Raw genomic sequence first — 18,483 nt, forward strand, 5'->3', positions numbered from 1 at the left:
GTCGCCCCATGAGCATCAGCACGCCCGTCGGCACATCCTACGCCGAACGAGCCACCGACCTGGTGGCCAGGGTCAACCAAGACAGATGGGGAAGCGTCCGTCCCTCCCTGTACGAGACAGCCCGCGTCCTCTCGGCGGCGCCGTGGCTGCCCGAGGAGCCACGGCGGATCAGGTACCTGCTGGAACAGCAGGCGCCCGACGGAAGTTGGGGGGAGGGGCCGCTGCCCTACCGGCTTCTGCCGACACTCAGCGGGGTGGAGGCCGCACTGGCTGTCCTGCGAAGGGGAACCCCGTCCGCAGAGGTCACCGGCCGGCTCACGGCCGCGGTTGACAGAGGCCTCGACGTACTGCGATCACTGCCATCTGCGGGCCCGTGGCCGGACACGGCTGCAGCGGAAATACTCGTACCCAGCCTGGTCGCCAAGATCAACGGGAAGCTGGACTCCCTGGTGACCGGCGGGGACATGCCCGGTTTCGGTGGCCCCCGGCTGCCGGTTCCAGGCGGCTTCCACGCGGCGACACCCGCTTCCGTGGCCAGGCGGTACGAGTCGGCGGGCAGCCTGCCCGTCAAGTTTCACCACACGTTCGAAGGCATGGACAGCCACATACCGTCGTCTCTCGTCCCTGACGTCGAAGGTCTGTTGGGCAGCTCGCCGGCCGCCACCGCAGCACGGGCAACGCAGTCACCTGCCGCTACTGCTCAGGCCGTCGACGAACTCACTGCAGTGGCGCAGCGCTACGGCGGCCTGTTCCCCGAGGCCGCGCCCCTCTGCGTGGTCGAACGGCTATGGGTCGCCGCCGCGCTGGCTCGCGCCCATCTGCCCGCTGACGCTCTTCCCACTGTCCGCGGGTGGGCCGAGGAGATCTACGATCCTCAAGGCGTGCGCGGTGCGCCCGGCCTCATGACCGATGCCGACGACACCGCCATGGCGGTGCTGGTCGCCTCACTCGTCGGCCTGCCGTACGACCCGGCACCGCTGGACCTGTTCCACAACGGCAGCCACTACGACTGCTACATCGGCGAGGACACCGGATCGATCACCGCGAACGCCCACGCCCTCCAGGCCCTCGTGAGCCACCTGCGGCGCTGCCCGACGGCAGAGCACACGTACGGACCGCGAGCGGCGAAGCTGTGCGAATGGCTGACCGACCAGCAGCAACCCGAAGGGAACTGGATCGACAAGTGGCATGCCTCCCCCTACTACGCGACCGCGCGCACCGTCACCGCGCTCGCACGGCACGGCGGTCATCACGCGACCAGGGCCGTCCGGAAGGCCGCCGCGTGGGCCACCGACACTCAGCGCGCCGACGGCTCCTGGGGCGTGTGGGGCAGCACCGTCGAAGAGACCGCATACGCCGTCAAAGTGCTGCTGAGTGCCGACAACCTCACACCGCAGCCGCAGCTCACCCGGGCACTTGACCTTGCCGAAACGTATCTGCGCGCCGCCTCGGACTCCGGGCTCCAGCACCCCGCACTTTGGCACGACAAAACCCTGTATGCGCCCACCGCAGTGATCGAAGCGGAGGTGCTCGCCGCGCGGGAGTTGCTGCGGACACGTCGCCCAGCCGCATGTACAACGGCAGATGTGGAAAGGACGGACGCGTGACTCCCGACATAGATGTGACTGCCGACGTGGACGTTCCGCCGACCGCTCCGGGGCGGCTGCCGATCATCGGACACGTTGCACCGCTGCTCAGAGACCGCCTGGAGTTCGTCGAACGCCTGCGCACCTACGGGCCGATCGTCCGTATGTCGGTCGGTCCCAAGAAGGTGACCGTGGTCAACTCGCACGAGCTGATCCACGAGATGCTCACCAGCAAGTCGAGCTCCTTCTCCAAGGGGTTGCTGGGCGAGAAGCTGAAGCTCTTCGGCCAGTCGGCCCTGCCGGTCGCGGAAAGCGGGCCCCACCTGCGTCGGCGCCGTCTGCTCCAGCCCGCCTTCCACCGTGAGCAGATCAGCGGGTACGTCACCACCATGCGGGAAACGGTGGAGCCGTCCATCGGAGGCTGGCGTGAGGGGGAACTGCTCGACCTGAAGACCGAAATGGGGCTCATGGCCCAGGACGTGGCCATGTCGGTGCTGTGCTCCTTCCGCGCGGAGCAGGAGCGGGCGCGCGCGATCCTCGACGCCGTCGACACGGTCTTCACGGCCGCCATCTGGCGCACCATGGTTCCCGTGTCCTCGCTGGAACGGCTGCCCACCCGCAGCAACCGGCGGCTCAAGTCCGCCCGCATCCTGCTGCGCAGCGAGGTGGCGGACATCATCGCGGAGCGCCGGGCGAACCCCGGCGCCCACGACGACCTCGTGACGCTGCTCCTGGAGGCCCGGGACGAAACCGGTGCGCCACTGCCCGACAACGAGATCCTGTCGGAGATCATCGGGTTGCTGGCCGCGGGGTCCGAGACGACCGGAGTCATGCTGGCCTGGCTGTTCCACGAGCTGGGCCGCGACCCCGAGCTGGAGCGCAGGCTGCATGAGGAGGTCGATTCCGTGGTCGGAGAGGGCCCGATCACCGCCGAGCACGTCCCTCAACTCGCCTTCACCCGGCGACTGGTCAGTGAGACCCTGCGCCTGCACCACGCCGGCTGGCTGGTGACCCGACAGGCCACCAGGCCCGTGCGCCTTGGGCAGGTCGGTCTGCCTGCGGGGGAGCAGGTGCTGTGGAGCCCCTACGCACTGCACCGGGACCCGGCCCTGTACCCCGATCCGCTGCGCTTCGACCCCGACCGCTGGCTGCCGGAGCGCCCCCAGCCGCCGAGAGGAGCCTTCATCCCCTTCGGGGCGGGAAAGCGCATGTGCATCGGCGACGCGTTCGCCTGGACGGAGTCGATCGTCATCACGGCGTTCATCGCCTCCCGATGGCGGCTGCGGCCCGTTCCCGGCGCCATCGTGGAACCGGTCGGGTTGCTCACCGTGCACCCGTCGGACCCTCGTATGGTCGCCGAAACCAGGCAGCGGGCCGTCGCGGGGACAGCCGTATGAGCCACACCCGCAGCTCGGACGCGCGTACCCTGCCCATGCCGGACCTCGGAGGTTCCTTCCCCGGCCCGTTCGTAACCAGCCCTCATGCCAATGCCATCGAGCAGCAGACCGCCGACTGGCTCCGCACCTTCCCTCTGCTCCGCTCACCGAGCGAGCAAAAGACCCTCTGCAACATCACGGCCCAGGGGGTAGCTCGCCTCCTTCCAACCGCCGACCGGGACGGCATCTTCCTCTGCGCTGATCTCTTCCTGTGGCTCACCGCCTTCGACGACACACACGGCGAGGCCGAAGGAGCCCGCGACACCACCCGCCTGGTCCACCACATCAGTCAATGCGTCCACCTCCTCAACGGATACGACGAGCCGAAGGACGAGGACAGTGCCTACACCGCCGCCCTACGAGACATCCTCGGCCGGCTCCAAGAACGGGCCACGCCCACGCAGTACCTACGGCTCACCACACACCTGAGAGACAACCTCTTCGGCATCCTCTGGGAAGCTCATCACCTCGGCAGGCCCGACCAGGTCACCCTGAGCAATTATTGCGCGATGCGCCCACACACAGTCTTCGTCCGGACCGTTATGGCGACCGCAGAAATCGCGCTCAGGTACGAACTTACCGACGACCAGCGAGCCTCGGCAGCAGTGCGGGAACTTGAGGAAGCCGTTGCCAACCTTGCCGGGTGGATCAACGACCTTGCCTCGTACGCGAAGGAGACAAGTCGCGGTGGCCCGACTCCTCTGAGCCTGCCAACACTGCTGATCCGACACCGTGAGTGCGACCTCGAAGGGGCGTTCCGCCTGGCCTCCCGCATGTGTGAAGACCAAGCCTCCACCGCACGCCTTCGGATCACCGAGCTCGCCATCAACAGCAAGGGCTCGCTCGCGGATCACGCTCGCACCATGGATGGCATCGCAGCCTCCTACGTGTGGCACATAGGGCACGCCCGCTACAAGCGTTAGCCACGTCTCTATACGTCGAGAAGCCGTGCGATATCGATAGCGAGGACAATTCCGTGAGTGCGCCCAGTCCACGGCGTCACAGACGTCCGGACCCGTGATCCGGTGCTCGCCCTGCCAACGTCGGACCCCGAAGAGAAACCTGGTGCGGGGGCAGGACTTCGGCGTAGTCGCATGACGTCCGGTTCGTGATCACCGAGGCCGAGGAGTGCGAGGGCGCGGCAAGGGTAGCGGGCGTTGCGGCGGAGGCCCGCCGCAACATTCTCCACTCCGACCGTCCGGGGGGCTTCGATGGCGAGGTTGCGCCAGGTGGCCATCGCGCGGGGCGCGTTGCCTGTCCGCAGCTGTGAGGCGTCCTCGTCGAAGGTGGTGTCGCGGATATGGTGCAGGGCCTCGGTCTTCCAGTGGTCGCGGACGAGTTCGGCGAGCTGGGCCGTGGTGGCCTGCTCGGCGGTCAGGCTGGTGACGGCGTAGACCGTCTTGACGGTGGTCTTGCCGGTCTTGCGGTCGGCGCGCCGGCGTTTGATCTGGACAGCCTGGCGGGCCCCGGGGAAGGGGAGGCTGTTCACGGTAGCGACCTTGATCCGGCGGGTCTCCGAGCAGCCGTGGCCGATGCCCAGGTGCGTCCCTGAAGCGGGATGTCCTACTAGGGAAAGGACTTCAGCTGCTGGCGCAGCTTCTTCCGATTGCCCTTGACGATCACGATGTAGTGGGCGCCCCGGCGGAGGAGGTAGTCGGCGTGCTCGCGCTGGGTGTGCATCGCGTCGCTGGTGACAACGGTTTCTGCCAGGTTGGCGACGGTGTCCAGCAGCGGCACCGAAATGATCAACGCTTCGCGATCTGGGGCCGGATCACCACACCGCCACCCTGCTCACCGCGGCCTGAACCAAGCCGGGCCCCCGGGCCCACTGCACCCTGACGCGCCAACAGGCACTCACGCCCCGCCAACGTGACAACGCCTTTCTGGCGCCTGCTGGCGGGTTTGGTGGGTGGGGTGGGGACTGTCCGGCCGGTCAGGAGGGCCGTGGGCTATGGAAGGGTATAGATGCGAGGTGCGGCAATTGTCATGATCACGGCGACGTCGGTGTGGGGTCGGCGCGTAGGCGAGGGATCACGAGCCGCTATCTCGCTGTACCAGCTGTTCTGCTGGTGTTGTTCTTCGCTGCCTCGGGCGTAGCGGCGGATACCCGTGGCTGGGTGCTTCCCATGCACCGGCGTCGGGTTCGCCGCGTCTGAGGCGTGAGTTGAGCGTTCGGTTCGGTGTGGGGACGTCGCTGTGGATCGTGCCGGATGAGCTGTGGGACCGCTTGGAGCCGCTGCTGCCGCAGCGTGAGCGGCACTTTCGCTGCTCGAGCACGATGACATACGCCCCGACCCGACCCAAGGTCCAGGTACAGATCTATCCCGCGATTGGCCCAGTTTGTCACTCTTCAAATGGGTCACATTTCCGGGTCACTGGCTGCATAGGTTCGACACCAATGTGGCTGAGACCGCGAGCGACCTCTGTGGGGGATCTCGAGGTTGACACTGGTGCCTGCTTTGGGTTTCCGGCCTGTACGTCCTGGTCGGCCCGACTGAGTGAGAGGACAAAGATCTGCTGTGAAGGCGTGCGGAGTGTCCGGGACCAAGAAGGAAGTCGCCCTGCTGGAGTTGCCCGAACCGTCATCTCCCGGGCCCGGTCAGATCCTGGTGGCGGTTGAGGCGGCCGGGGTCGGCCCGTGGGACGAACTGCTAAACGGCGCCGGCTGGGACGTGGGGCTGCGCCCCCCAGCGGCGCTGGGAGTGGAGGGCGCGGGCAAGGTGCTGGCCGTGGGAGCGGGTGTCAGCGAGTTCGCCGCAGGCGACCGGGTGCTCGCACACGAGGCCCCGCTGCCCGGGGGAAGCGGCTTCTGGGCCGAACGAGTTCTGATCAACGCGGATCACGCGGCAGCGTGTCCACCCGGGCTAGACGCCGTGCACGCGGCGGCGCTGCCGGTCAACGGACTCACCGCGTTGCAGGCCCTGGAGAAGCTGGACCTCAGCCGAGGACAGCGGCTCCTGATCACCAACGGAGGCGGGGCCACCGGAGCCCTGGCCATCCAGCTCGCCGCGGCCAAGGGCATCGAGGTGACCGCCACCGCGTCTGCTGCCGCCGCAGAGCGACTGCTGGGTCTGGGGGCGATGGAGGTCGTCGACTACCACGACCCGAACTGGTCGGCCAAGGTACGCGGCGGGTTCGACGCCGCCCTCATCATCGCCACCAGCACGGCGGACGCCGCCCTGCCTTTGGTGCGGGACGGCGGCCGACTGTGCTCCCTGACCTCGGACGCGCCTCCGGAGGAACGAGGTATCACGAGTTGGGACCTCTACGTCGAGCCCAACGCTGCGCAGCTTGTCCAGCTGGCGGAGCAGGTCGCCGCGGGAACCTTGAAACTCGCACCGGAACTCCTGCCGCTGAGTGAGGGACCGGCTGCGTTCGCCCGGGTGGTTACCGGACGGGCCGGCGGTAAGAAGATCGTGCTCACCCGGGCATGACGCGACCGGGCAGCGCCCGATCCCGATGCTGGGCCACGGCGCCCGCCAGGCGCGATTGAGAAGTCGTCAGGCCGAGGGTGGGTGACCGAGGAGGTACTGGGCTGCGTCCAGCCTTACCGTCAGCGCTGGTCAAACTTCCTTGAGACGGGACATCCGTTCCCGCCCTGGACGGCCCGGTCGGGGCCGGATCGTCCGTACCGGGGTCCAGCGGCCCGGCCCGGCGATGCCGTGGTGACGCGCGCCAGATGACAGCCAGGAGCCTCCGGATGAGCGAGCTGAGCAGGGGATACCCGGGTGTCTCACGTCCGGTGCCGACGAAAGCTCCGACTCAAGGCCGCCCCCTCTCGGGCGTTCGCGAGGCGGGCAGACCAGCAAGGTTCACCTCGCCGCCGACCGTAAGTGTCGCCCGGTGGCGTTCGTCCTGACCGTCGGCCAGGCTGCCGACAGCCCGCAGCTCATCCCCGTCCTGAAGAAGATCCGGGTTCACGGGCCCGTTGGCCGCCCCCGTACCCGGCGTACCCGGCCCGACGCCGTCGCGGGCGACAAGGCCTATTCGTCCCGCGGCAACCGAGCCCACCTGCGCAGACGCGGCATCAAGGCCGTCATCCCGGAGAAGGTCGACCAGGCTGCTAACCGGAAGAAGACCTCCCGCTCGGCGGGCAGGACCCCAGCTCGCGCATTTCCCGCAGGTCGCAGCCCCGCGACGCCGCCCCCCCAGCGATCCCCGATCGCTTACGAGAACACCTTCCACTCCACATCAACTACCCTGACCCGAGCCGCATAGACGTGTTCAAGTTCCGGGGTCAAGGCCCATCAGCAGCATTCCCGGCTCGAGCCGGCCCAGCAGGCCGGGAATCAACTGCTGTTCATGAACCGACAGCGGGCCGGTCGCCGCGGCGAATGAGGGCGGGGCACTGGGCCGACGCGGGGCTCATCGGGAGATGTGCCGAGGCAGACGCGTACACCCGCGGTGTGCCCGAGCCGACGGTGCGGAGGTCGCCGACGAGTACGCCGAGGCGCGTGGCGCCAAGGGAGGTCGCCGGATCGTCCCGCACTCCCCGCCTCGATGTCTGTCGAGGACCCTCGCTATCGTGGCGCCCTTGACGCTCTCCCCGTCTCGGGGGAGGGGATTCTCACGGCTCGCGCCGTGAGCCTTCCTGACAGCCACGGAGGTAATCCGATGACGGACAACGACTTCTGGGAGTGCCCGCCGGAGCAGGGCGTCACGCAGCACGGAGAGTTCAGGCTGACCCTTGTCGAGCGGCCCTTCCTCACCGATGGAGGGGTGCTGCCCGCTCATGACCCGGCACGGGCAAGGGAGTTCGCCGCTGCTCTCGGCACCATCGACACGGTGGTGGAGGAAGTTGACCGGGTCGAGGCGACCGAGCGGCTTCCCTTCGCCACTCGCGCGGACCTCGACCTGGTCGGCGTCGGATGCTGGGGAACGGTGAGCGAGATCAATGATCCCGCCCTGGTGTCCACCGGGGGGACCCTCCCTCTCGCGGAACAGGCGGACGAGCTGGCCGAGCGCTTCCCCGGAGCAGTCATCATCGGCTCGGCGAGGATCGACCACAACGTGGCCTACGGCACCCACGTGATCTACCACCCGGACGGGACACGCCTGTTCGCCGCAGGATGGAGCGGAGAAGAGGACTGGGACCGCGAAGGCACCCCGCAAGACGTCATCGGCGCGTTCGGTATCGCCTCGGGTGCCCTTGAACGACGGGGCATCGACCTCGACGCCGACCCCGGGTCCTTCTCCTGGGAAGGTCTTACGCGGCTCGCCCTCCAGCGCGTCACCCCACTCCTTCGCAACGGCCGCACATTGTCCGTGTTCCGCGTCCGGCACACCCGAGAGACCACCGGAGACCTGGAAGACACCTGGATCGGCGAGTTCGACGAGTTCTGACCGTAACGATCCGCAAAAGAACCGCGAGTTGGCGCGGACATGCCCTCCTAACTCCGAAGTCCTCGACCGGCTTCCCCCCTAGTGTGGACAACAGGCGGCGCAACCAGAGCAGTTGACCTCGCAACCCACGGCGCCGTGTTCTCAGGGGGAGAAGCCAGTGAGCAACCAGAAACATCGACCTGCGCGCCGCCGGCGCGCGTGGGCGCGCCTTGCGCTCGCCTTCACCGCCGCGGCAGCCGTGACCCTTACCGGCCTGCCCGATCTCGACCGGGCGGAGGCCGCGAAGGCGCCCAACGTCAAGCCGGTGCGGTGCGACGAGAAGTTCCTCAAGAACAAGTTCCCTTCCACCCCGGCCAACTCCGGGCCGCCGGACAGCCTTCCGTACGACGCGTGGCCGAACGACGAGAACTACACCTACGACAACCCCGCCAAGGCGTATGACGGGGTGCTGCCGCCGACCGAGGCCCAGCGCGCGGCTGCGGGGAAGAACTACCGCAAGTGGCAACGCAAGTACAACAGGACGAAGAACCCGGCGGACAAGGTCATGGAGATCTACGCCCGCTACAACAACCAGTACAACAACCCCAAGGGCTACCAGGACTTCAAGCGCTACCTCGATGTGCGCTACATCGGAAACCACGGCAACCCGCCCCGGGGTGAAGCGTTCGAGGCCCGCATGGTCAAGAAGTACAACATGATCGGTCCCGACTGGTGGTGCCAGGACCCGATCGAGTACACCGACCCTGAGACCGGCGAGAAGCGCACCCGCGTCGTGGACGCACACAACCGGCGCACCGAGCGCAAGGTTGAGATGAAGTCCAACGGCAAGATCGAGAACGACCAGCTCATAGCCGACCGGCAGATCGCCAAGGAAAGGCCGAAGTCGACGTTCCGGTACCTGACCGGCGCCAAGACCGAGGATTCGACAAAGAACAAGATCAAGCAGTTCGACGACGACCTCAAGCAGGACCGGGGTACCAACCGCACCCAGGCCGGGGTCAACGAGCGCCGGTCGAACGCCATCGAGCGCACCCAGAAGCCGAACGTCTTCACCAATTACGACAAGCGGTTCAACCCCGATCCGCTCAAGGGCGGCCGGGGACCTCTCATCGACCAGGCCCTGCGGTCGGGGAAGACGGTCGAGGAAGCGCGCCGGATTCAGGCGATGTACAACCAGAACAACCGCGGCGGCTACTTCGGCCGCGGGCCGGGCGGCATCGACTTCTCCACCTTGGAGATCAACTACGTCGGTACCCCCGTCAAGGGCAAGGGTCTCGATTATTCGATGAGGGCCGACTACGTCAAGGATCCGGACGAGAACCCCGGATACGGCGGTGACGCCAAGCTCCAGCTCGCCTCTGACGCCTTCTTCACCTGGCTCGCCCTGACCCCGGACAAGTTCTGGGTCAACCTCAACCCGATCCGCCCCGACGTGATCATGGACAAGGAGTTCGCCAAGACCGACGCCGGGCGCGTCCTGCTGGAGGCCGACCTGACCCTCAAGCACGACTACGCGGACGCGATGAACCCCGACAAGTACGAGCGCGGGGAACGCTTCTGGCAGGCGGCCCCCCGCACCCCGGAAGGCATGCCGTGCCTGCCCATCATCCGCCAGTGGATCACACCTAAGCCTGCGAAGATCCGGGAGCAGGACGGCGGCATCTACATCCTGGACGCCCCGCTCAAGGTCAACATGGAGGTCCCGACCGGTCCCGATGTGCCGCCCAACGCCTGCAAGCTCACCGACGCACAGACCAAACAGGCAGAGACCCTGATCCTCACGACGATCCAGCCGGAGCTCGAGCGCCGCGTCAACGACGACAAGTCCTACGCCGATCTGCGCCGCGTCTACTCTTCGAGGGTGGCTGCCGAGTACATCCGGCGCCAGGACGCGGTCAGCCCCACCGACTTCCGTAAGATCATCAACAGCAACGACGTCAAGCGGTGGCCACTCAGGGCCGAGAACAAGGACTGGGACAAGAAAACCGTCTACGACAAGTACGTCGACTCGTTCAAGAACGGCGACTACAAGTTCGAGCGCGTCTACGACGGCAAGGTATGGATCCTTTCCATGGGCGGGGTCGACTTCTCCAAGGCGCCGAAGAAGAACATCACCCGCACCCAGTTCAACACGCAGCATCGCGGCTTGGACAAGACCACCAAGACATCCGTACGGGCCGAGGTGACCTACCAGGACAGTCAGACCGCCTACCTCGGCGGGTCCACCGCCGACCAGCCCACCAGCCCGGAGGACCCGAGGCCGACGCCGACCCCGACGGGTTCGGACGGCCCGAAGCCGACCGACACCCCGTCGACCCCGGCACCCGACCCGTCAACGCACGGCGGCGACAAGACGACTCCGCCGGCGAAGGACCCCGACGGCAACCTCGCCGACACCGGCAACAGCACCCCCATCGGCGTGATCGCCGCTGTGGCTGCGGCGCTCGCAGTCACGGGCGGCGCGCTGACGTGGTGGATGCGACGGCGCAGGGCCGCAGGCAGCTAGTCCCGGCAACGTTTGCCCCATCGCGCCACCAACGGCTGTCCCGTAGTCCGTGGTGGAGCAGCGCGCGGCGTCGGATGCGGTGCATCGCAAGGCGGAGAGACGTCCGCATACTGGATGTATGCGGATGTTCCGACAACGCAGCGAGGTGCCGTAGCTGTCGTCGCGCGCCCGCCGGGGGTTACGGGACAGCCCTTAGCCAGTCTGACGGCGTCCTCGCACACACGCGCCCCCGCACCCGTGCCCAGGGTGCGGGGGCAGTCTTTCTCCGTGCTCCAGGGCCTTGGACCGGCATGGACAGTCTCGAGGAGGAGACCGAGGACTTCGTCTTCGCGCCGGACCTGACGTTGCCCGTGATGCGGGGGATCACCCGGCTGATCACTGAGGGAGCGCGTCGAGCAGGAGGCCGGCCCGGCGGCCGCGGGAGTCTCTTCCAGGAGAACGCCGCCCAGGCCCTGGCCGGCGGCCTTCGCACGCAGATCGAGGAACTGCAGGGCCGACTGCGGGAGGCGGAGACCCAACACCTCGCGATCACCGCAAAACCGCCACAGCGCTCGCTGGCCGCCTCCCGGCAGGGACCTTCCCGCCGGAGACGCCCGAGCACCCGGACCACCCCCGCATCCTTGCCGTCTTCAATGAGGCCGCTGTCCCACTCCGGGCCCGTGATGTCTGCGGAGCCCTCGACCACGAACTCCTGGCGAAGAACATCGAGAAGACCCCCGCCAAGCTGAAACGCCTCGTCAAGCTCGACGTCATCACGGAGGTCGGCCCCGGCAGCTTCACCAGAAAGCAGTAGCCGAACGAACCCACACGACCTCCAGGCCCAGAGCGCCACCGGCAGCTACCAGCCGCACTCCACCGGCCCGATTGGCTGCAGCCCTACCTGCTGGGCCAGCCATTCGGCACGCGCCACGTCACCTTCCCGGAAGTGAATGAAGACCGTGTGATCCGTGGCGGGCGCGTCGCGGTACACGTCCCGGCTGTTGATGGCGATCTGGACATGCGCGTCCTTGTTCCGGATCTCCAAGCCGAGTTCCGGAACGGCTGGCCAGCTGAAGAAGTCCCAGTCGATCGAGGCTGTCCCGGAACCGATCACGCCGAAGAACGCCTCCTCGGTCGACCCGACTGGCTGGCTCTCAAGGTAGAGCGTGACAGGGAGCAGAACCGACACCCGCGGGCCCCCTGCCGCGATCACGCGCTGGATCTCATCGTCGGACTCGGGCCAGTACGGGTCGTCAGGGCTGACCCATGCCTTCGGGAAGGCGGCAACCATGCGCTGTGCCTCTTCCAGCGTCAGCGCCTGCGCCTCCGCGCCGACCTGGGACTTTTGAACGTAAGCCGTACCCGAGCGACTTATCGGACGAGTAGTGGTCGTTGATCGATCCGGTGATCACGGCGTGGAAGGACCGGCACCGTTCGGTCAGCGGCCACCAGGGCGCCTACGCAATGCGGGAAATCGTGAACGCGATCCTCTACCAGGGCTGGACCGGCTGCCAGTGGGCCTACCTCCCGCACGTCTGCCGCCGAAGAGCGCGACGTACTACTACTTCGCCGTGTGGCGCGACGACGGGACCGACCAGGTCTTCCATGAACTCCTGCGCTGCCAGGTCTGTGAGAAGGCCCGTCGATTATTAGAGGACCCGACCCTGGTGGTCCTTGACACCCAGAGTGTCCACGCTGACGCCGGGGTCCCCGCCTCCACAATCGGCCGAGACCCGGCGAAACGGGTGCCGGGCCGCGAGCGGGCACTGGCCGTGGACGTTCTGGGCCTGGGCATCGCCGTCATCGTCCTCGCCGCCGGCACGCACGACAACGCCGCGGGCATCGCCCTGCTGGACCAAGTCGCGGAACACACCGGCGACACCGTCCGCAAGGCGCTGGTCGACCAGGGCTTCAAGAACCAGGTCGTCGTTCACGGCACCCGCATGGGCATCGACGTTGAGATTGTTGAACGTAACCCGCAGGACAAGGGGTTCGTCCCGCAGCCGAAGCGATGGAGGGTCGAGCAGACCTACGGGATCCTGATATTGCACCGGCGTCTGGTCCGCGACTACGGACACCACGCGGACTCCTCCGGCTCCCGCATCCGCAGCCACACCTCCTTGCCGCCGGGCATGAGCGCCACCTCGAGGTGCGCCTCGTCCCACGTGCCCACCGGGTACATCCACTCGATGCCGTCGGGCCAGGTCCGCATCGCCACCGTGCACATACTCAGCGCCGCGACGAAGGCGTCCAGCGCCGTCTTGGGTATCCGCACCTCCGCCGGCTCCCGCTCGATCCCCGCCACCCGGCACTAGCATTGTGGGCGGGACCCGTGCCCCCCTTCGCGGATCGGCGTGACAGACCCGTGCACCCCACGGTGTCACGCTGTGAGGTCTATAAGGCTCACAGGCCGATTCCCCAGGTGGGCGGGGTGATCTGTGAGGCTGTGAGCCTGTGAGGGGAGCTCGCGCACCGCGCTTCCGGATGCCCTGGTGGGGTCCGCCGGCCAGGAGGACGATGGAGTCGTGGGCCAGCACACCGAGGACCAGGAGCACGGTGCCGAACCGGCGCGGCCGCCGCTCACCGCGGCCCAGGCCCGGAGATGACGGCCGGGCTGCACGAGGCTATGGACGACGTCCGGCGCTCCGTGGCGGTGCTCGCCGCCCGGATCCGCGACACGCACGCCGCCCGCGTCTGGCTCCCCCCTCAGGCACAGCAGCTGGGAGTCGTACTGCCAGGCGGAGTTCGGCATCAGCCACGCCCAGGCGTACCGGCTCCCGGACGTCGCCCGCTCCCTCGCCGCGATCCACGGCGCCGTCGCCGCCCACACCGATGCGTCTCGCACGCGAGACAGCGACCCGGCCGCCGCGGCCGCGCTCGACTACGGCCTGTCCCAGCGCGCCCTGATCGACGTCTCCAGCCGCAGCGGCGACGTCGCGGAGCTGACTCGCCGCGCTCGCCCGCAGCGGCCTCCAGGCCCTCGATGAGGCCACGGCGCGCGCCGTGGTCCGCCAGGCCGTTTGTGACATCCGCACCGCCCTGCCCCCGCCGCCCGCCGATCCCCGGCCGGACCCGGCCGTCGCCGCCCTGCGCCGCGTCGTCGACGACCTCGCCGCCAGCACCCACGCGATCGGGGAGCTGATGCTCGAAGTCGCGCCGGCCTACCTCTCCGACACCGGGGCCGCCGACGTCCTGGCGCTGCTGTGCGACCAGATCGGCGAGCCCCTCGAACACGGCCTCGCCGCCCGCCGTTATGCGATGTCCGGGGACCGCCGCGCCCTGCACGGCACCGTCCTGTAGAGCGCCGTTCCTGGTTGCTCCTGTATGGCACACAGCCCGTTTCCCCAGGTGGGCGAGGTGCGGGTGAGAGTGTGAGGTGTGAGGCGAGGGCCTGCGGCGGCGGGGTGCCGCTGCTCCTGGTCGTGCTGCTCACCGTGGTGTGCAGCGGATTGCAGCACGGGTGGGCGACGGCCGTCGTCACGGTGGTGCTGCTCGTCGTCCTGGTGGTGGTCGTCGGGTGCAGCAGGGCGGTGTCTCGGGTTCGGCAGGTGCTGCGGCCGGGTCGCGGAGCGCAGTCGCTGTGGTCAGTGGTCACCTGTCGATGTGTCGCTGGTCTATCTAGGTGGCAGGGTCCATAGCCGGATGGTGTGGTCGAGGCTCCCAGTGACGAGGGTCTGGTCGTCGGGGCTGAAGGCGATCGCGTTGACGCCGGTGAGCGGGTCACCGAACCGTCGTTGGCTGGCGGTGTCCCACACCACCGCCGTGCCGTCGCCACCGGCTGCGGCCAGGGCATGGCCGTCGGGGCTGAACACGAGGGCGATCGCCGACTTGGTGAGGCCGGTGAGCGTGGAGCCGGTCTGCTCGCCGGAGGCGATGTCCCACAACTGCACGGTGTTATCGCCGAGGGCGACGGCGAGGGTCCGGTTGTCAGGGCTCAGCGCAATGCGTTCGATGTAGACGCCCATTCCAAGTTTGCGGTCAATGGATGCGATCGTGTGTCCGCTGGACGTGTCCGCCACCGTAACGTGGCTGTCGCTCCCGAACGCGGTAGTGCGGCCGTCGGGGCTGAAAGTGACCGCAGAACCTCCACCAGGGTCCGCCTCCAGAACGGTTTTCCGGCCACTATCGAGACCCCAGACGATGCCGGGGACGTTGCCCAAGAACCGGGCGATCACCAGGGTGCGACCGTCGGGGCCCAGCGCCACGTTGCTACCGTCGGTCGTCAGCTCGTAATCGGCGTCCTTTTTAGTGATGCCGGTGGACGTTCGGGTCTGCCGACCGCTGGTGGTGTCCCATAGTTTGGCGGTGACAGACTCCTCGTGATCGCGTCTGACGGTTCTCAGGGCGCGGTCATCGGCGGTGAATGCGATGCCCAGGCGAGAGTTGGCGGCGATGGGGCCTATAGGCTGGCCGACCCGCTGGTGGCTGGCGGGGTTCCACAGCAGCACCGTGCCGTCGACACCCGCTGTGGCCAGGGTGTGGCCGTCGTGGCTGAACACCGCCGTGTCCACGCCGGTGGGCGCGGTCATCTGCCCGGCGGGAGTGAGGCCAGGCAGGGCGACGCCTAGGATGCCCTGCACCTGGGGCCACATCACCCAGCCCGCGGCCGCGATCAGCACGACGGCTGCTGTCAGCACAGCGGTCAGGATCCGTCGACGGACACGTGGGCCGGTTGGCGTTCGGGTACCGGCCGAGCGGCGCCCTGTCAGTGGGGCGACCCCGCGCTCGCCAACCCGCTCGCTGCTGAGAGCCGAGACGCCAGCGTCCTGGCGCGACACTGCCCCACCTACCGTGCTAGCGCTCGTCGCCGGGTCCGCCTCCCTAGAAGGCCGGCCGGGTGGTGGTGTCGCATGGTTGTAGGCGAAGACGAACGCGGCCGCGGTGTCGTCACTGCGCTGGTTGGGACGAGGCAGCCCTTTGGCCGCCAGCCGGTGCCGTAGGTGCGGGAAGATCGCCCCGAGTGCCAAGCCATCCGGGCCGCCGGGGACGCCGTCACGGGTCAGCAGGTCCAGCAACTCGCCGGTGAAAGCGGTACGCAGGTGACCCTCGCCGTCCGGCGGTACGTGGGCGCGCTCGTCGGCAGCGGTGAGGGTGTAGACGCCCGCGCAGTCACTGAGGTCCGCTAGTTGCGTACCGTCGTCGTCGGCGCCGAGCCCGATGACCCGCCCGGAGTAGCAGCAGTCCAGGATCGCGATCCTGGTGACGGCCGGTGTGCCGCTGTGCAGCGTCCTCTTGATCTTGGCGTACTCCAGGCCGGTGGCGTCGGGGTTGGCGTGGTCGGTGTCGGCGATGGCCAGGCACAGCTCGCCGGTGTGCTCGCTGGGCTGGCCGTGGCCGACGAAGTACAGCAGCAGCACCCCGGTGGTCTCAGCCGCCAGCTGGCGCAGCCGACCCATGAGCTGACCGGCGTTGGCGGGATTGACGATTTTCTCAACCTGTTTCTCGCGCCAACCGCACAGACCCGATTCGACCAGCAACTGGTACATGCCCTCGACGCTGTTGCCGACGGCGGTGTACGACTGGTACCTGGCGTCATTCTCGTAGCGGGGAACGCCGATCAAGACCGCCCGTGAGCCGGGCGGGATGACGGGCTCACCGCTCATCGGCGTCGCGCAGCATCTTGCCGAGCAGTTCCACCGCCTCGGCGTTGGCGTCACGGGCACGTAGTTTCACGGTGCGGCGTTTCGAGGTGACGGTCACCTTGGCGACGAGGCCGGCGCGCCGGGTCTCCAGCCATTTGTTCAACGAGTTGGTCAGGGCGACACCGAGCCCGCCGGAGCCGACGGCGACCGTGAGCATATCGACCCATTCCCCGCCCAGCGTCCCGTCCATGGGCGGGCCAAGCTCCTGGCGGACCCGGCCGCGGAAATCACGATTGCCGTTCAGCCAGTCGGCCAGCGCGACGTACTCGTCGGCCGGCCCACCCTCGATGCGGATCTGCAGATCCATCGCCCTCCCCCTCATGCCCGCGTTGGCCGCTGACCGGCTGTGGACCGGCGCCTCGACTGGGACCTGCCCTCGGCGAGGAGCGTTTCAGGAAATCACCCTTCTGTGAAGGGAACCACGCATGAAGGCCACCGGCTCCTCGGAAAGAAGTGCCCAAGATTGCAGCGAATTTGCTTCACGAAAAGCGCCGGCAGGCACAGGCGATCGGTGCTCCTCGCACGACGGTTTCCCGCTGCTCCTGGTCGTGCTGCTCGCCGTGGTGTGCGGCGGGCTGCAGCACGGGTGTGCGGCGGCCGTCGTCACGGTGATGCTGCTCGTGGTCCTGGTGATGGTCGTCGGGTGCAGCAGGGTGGCTCTGTCCATGAGAACGGGTTCTGGCTCAACTTTTGTGGTGCTGTCACGCTGAGTGATTGGTCGTCGGCTTCGGCAATTCAAGAGCGGCGGAGTGCAGGCGGCTCGTATGATCAAGAGCGGGATGGGGCTTGTAGCGCAGTGGTTGTCGCGCCTTCACCGCATGTGGGAGGACGCCGGTTCGAATCCGGTCGGCCCCATCTCGCCCCGTGAGTTACGGCTGACGGCGGCTCTGGTCGTGGTGATCAGGACGTGAACTGCTCGTCTCAGTCGCTTCTATCGGTGCCGCCAGGCGCCCGGGGCCCGAGGTTCGAACCAGTGAGAGTAAGAAGTCGCACGGATTGGCGTGGGTGGGTGCCGCCTATGAGCCTGGCAAGGGTGCGTTCGTGCAGGCTGCTCATGTTTCGGCGCTGAGCACTGCGTAGTCGGCTACGTAATCGCGTGGTTGGGGGTTTTACGGGCTTGGTGTGTGGGTGAGGCATGCTTGCATGTGGGTTATGTCTGATGATCTGCGTATTGATGGTGTGGGCTCTGGGTCTGCTGATGTGGATGGGCAGTTGACGGATCCCCAGTTCCTCGTGAAGGCGAATCCGGACCAGGTGCTGGAGTTGGCGACCGCGGCTTCGGGACCTGCGGCGCGGTTGGCGACGGCGGTGTACCGGGAGTCGGCGCCCCTGCACCGCGATGCCGGTGCGACGGTGCGAAGGCAGTTGCTGGCGCTGGACGCCGCCCGGTACGGGGACCGGGTACTGTCGGCGCGGATCACTGACGTGCCGGTGGAGGGCGAGCCCGCCGCTCGGTGGGGGGTGGAGTGGGCCACTGGGCCCCAGACAGAGTCCCGTTTCCAGAACGTTCTGACTGGTCACGATGGCAAGGTGAACGTGGTGGCGACGGCTGTGGTCAAGAGCCGCCCGGTCGCTGTCACCGGCAGCGACGACGAGACGGTGCGCGTGTGGGACCTGGACACGGGTCAGTTGGTCGGCGAGCCCCTGACCGGCCGTGACGGTCCGGTGCATGAGTTGGCGACGGCAGTCGTTGATGGCTGGCCACTCGCAATCACAAACAATGGGCGGGTATGGGACCTGGGCACGGGCGAGCAGGTGCTCGGATCCCACACCCATCGCGTCGGCAAGGTGGCGGCGATCGTAATCGACAGTTGGCCCCTTGCAATCGTGGGCGGGTGCGAGACTGTGTCGGTGTGGGACATGGTCACGGGCGAGCAGGCCGGTGCGCCACTGATGCACCACATTGACGACGTGGTGGCGGTGGCGACGGCGACGGTGGATGGGTGTCCCCGCGCGGTCATCAGCGAGTGGGTTGCTGGGAGTAGTGGGCA

At 67.8% G+C, this 18,483-nt stretch carries 13 protein-coding genes, 1 tRNA gene and 4 pseudogenes; 13 read left to right on the forward strand and 5 right to left on the reverse strand.

The features are described 5' to 3' along the window. Positions 1-8: 8 nt before the first annotated feature. From ACIQCZ_RS39835 to ACIQCZ_RS39845, 3 genes are read left to right on the forward strand one after another with little or no spacing between them, the layout of a single operon-like run. A complete protein-coding gene (locus tag ACIQCZ_RS39835; RefSeq protein WP_402290732.1) occupies positions 9-1,607 on the forward strand; it encodes a prenyltransferase/squalene oxidase repeat-containing protein in 1,599 nt (532 codons plus the stop codon). Next, entirely contained in the window at positions 1,604-2,983 is a 1,380-nt protein-coding gene (locus ACIQCZ_RS39840; RefSeq protein ID WP_402290735.1) for a cytochrome P450, read from the forward strand. The genes ACIQCZ_RS39835 and ACIQCZ_RS39840 overlap by 4 nt, the downstream gene beginning before the upstream one ends. Then, positions 2,980-3,945, forward strand: coding sequence for a terpene synthase family protein (locus ACIQCZ_RS39845; RefSeq protein ID WP_402290738.1), 966 nt, complete (start codon positions 2,980-2,982; stop codon positions 3,943-3,945). The genes ACIQCZ_RS39840 and ACIQCZ_RS39845 overlap by 4 nt, the downstream gene beginning before the upstream one ends. Positions 3,946-3,953: 8 nt before the next feature. Here ACIQCZ_RS39845 and ACIQCZ_RS39850 read toward each other — a convergent pair whose 3' ends face one another. Continuing rightward, on the reverse strand, positions 3,954-4,511 hold the full coding sequence (locus ACIQCZ_RS39850) for a hypothetical protein (protein WP_402290764.1): 558 nt from the start codon (positions 4,509-4,511) through the stop codon (positions 3,954-3,956). A gap of 77 nt (positions 4,512-4,588) precedes the next feature. Next, the gene (locus ACIQCZ_RS39855) at positions 4,589-4,771 is read right to left on the reverse strand and encodes a hypothetical protein (protein ID WP_402290741.1); all 183 of its coding nucleotides are present in this window, start codon (positions 4,769-4,771) and stop codon (positions 4,589-4,591) included. A 403-nt stretch (positions 4,772-5,174) separates the two neighbouring features. Between ACIQCZ_RS39855 and ACIQCZ_RS39860 the strand changes: the two are divergent. The 5 genes and pseudogenes from ACIQCZ_RS39860 to ACIQCZ_RS39880 all read left to right on the forward strand — a co-directional run. Beyond that, positions 5,175-5,288, forward strand: a pseudogene (locus tag ACIQCZ_RS39860) (IS5/IS1182 family transposase); the annotation flags it as partial. Positions 5,289-5,556: 268 nt separating this feature from the next. Beyond that, positions 5,557-6,456 carry an NADP-dependent oxidoreductase gene (locus tag ACIQCZ_RS39865; RefSeq protein ID WP_402290744.1) on the forward strand — a complete coding sequence of 300 codons (900 nt, stop codon included), beginning with the start codon at positions 5,557-5,559 and terminating at the stop codon, positions 6,454-6,456. A 312-nt stretch (positions 6,457-6,768) separates the two neighbouring features. Then, positions 6,769-7,120, forward strand: a pseudogene (locus ACIQCZ_RS39870) (transposase); the annotation flags it as partial. Positions 7,121-7,636: 516 nt separating this feature from the next. Then, a complete protein-coding gene (locus ACIQCZ_RS39875; protein ID WP_402290747.1) occupies positions 7,637-8,365 on the forward strand; it encodes a DUF6333 family protein in 729 nt (242 codons plus the stop codon). A gap of 157 nt (positions 8,366-8,522) precedes the next feature. Next, on the forward strand, positions 8,523-10,871 hold the full coding sequence (locus ACIQCZ_RS39880) for a hypothetical protein (protein WP_402290749.1): 2,349 nt from the start codon (positions 8,523-8,525) through the stop codon (positions 10,869-10,871). An 838-nt stretch (positions 10,872-11,709) separates the two neighbouring features. Here the strand turns inward: ACIQCZ_RS39880 and ACIQCZ_RS39885 are convergent. Then, positions 11,710-12,141 carry a hypothetical protein gene (locus ACIQCZ_RS39885; protein ID WP_402290751.1) on the reverse strand — a complete coding sequence of 144 codons (432 nt, stop codon included), beginning with the start codon at positions 12,139-12,141 and terminating at the stop codon, positions 11,710-11,712. A gap of 101 nt (positions 12,142-12,242) precedes the next feature. Between ACIQCZ_RS39885 and ACIQCZ_RS39890 the strand changes: the two are divergent. Together ACIQCZ_RS39890 and ACIQCZ_RS39895 are read left to right on the forward strand one after the other, a co-directional pair. Next, a pseudogene (locus ACIQCZ_RS39890) lies at positions 12,243-12,955 on the forward strand (IS5 family transposase); the annotation flags it as partial. Positions 12,956-13,853: 898 nt separating this feature from the next. Further along, positions 13,854-14,150, forward strand: coding sequence for a hypothetical protein (locus ACIQCZ_RS39895; protein ID WP_402290754.1), 297 nt, complete (start codon positions 13,854-13,856; stop codon positions 14,148-14,150). A 314-nt stretch (positions 14,151-14,464) separates the two neighbouring features. Here ACIQCZ_RS39895 and ACIQCZ_RS39900 read toward each other — a convergent pair whose 3' ends face one another. Further along, entirely contained in the window at positions 14,465-16,336 is a 1,872-nt protein-coding gene (locus tag ACIQCZ_RS39900) for a hypothetical protein (protein ID WP_402290756.1), read from the reverse strand. A 106-nt stretch (positions 16,337-16,442) separates the two neighbouring features. After that, a complete protein-coding gene (locus ACIQCZ_RS39905; protein WP_402290758.1) occupies positions 16,443-16,799 on the reverse strand; it encodes a hypothetical protein in 357 nt (118 codons plus the stop codon). Positions 16,800-16,917: 118 nt separating this feature from the next. On the opposite strand from ACIQCZ_RS39905, the gene ACIQCZ_RS39910 reads away from it, so the two are divergent. The 3 genes and pseudogenes from ACIQCZ_RS39910 to ACIQCZ_RS39920 all read left to right on the forward strand — a co-directional run. Beyond that, positions 16,918-17,202 carry a hypothetical protein gene (locus ACIQCZ_RS39910; RefSeq protein WP_402290760.1) on the forward strand — a complete coding sequence of 95 codons (285 nt, stop codon included), beginning with the start codon at positions 16,918-16,920 and terminating at the stop codon, positions 17,200-17,202. Between the two features lie 71 nt (positions 17,203-17,273). Continuing rightward, a tRNA-Ala gene (locus ACIQCZ_RS39915) sits at positions 17,274-17,347 on the forward strand. A gap of 297 nt (positions 17,348-17,644) precedes the next feature. Further along, positions 17,645-18,483 (forward strand): annotated as a pseudogene (locus ACIQCZ_RS39920) (hypothetical protein); the annotation flags it as partial.

This window comes from Streptomyces sp. NPDC093149 (genome assembly GCF_044754145.1).
GTDB lineage: Bacteria > Actinomycetota > Actinomycetes > Streptomycetales > Streptomycetaceae > Streptomyces.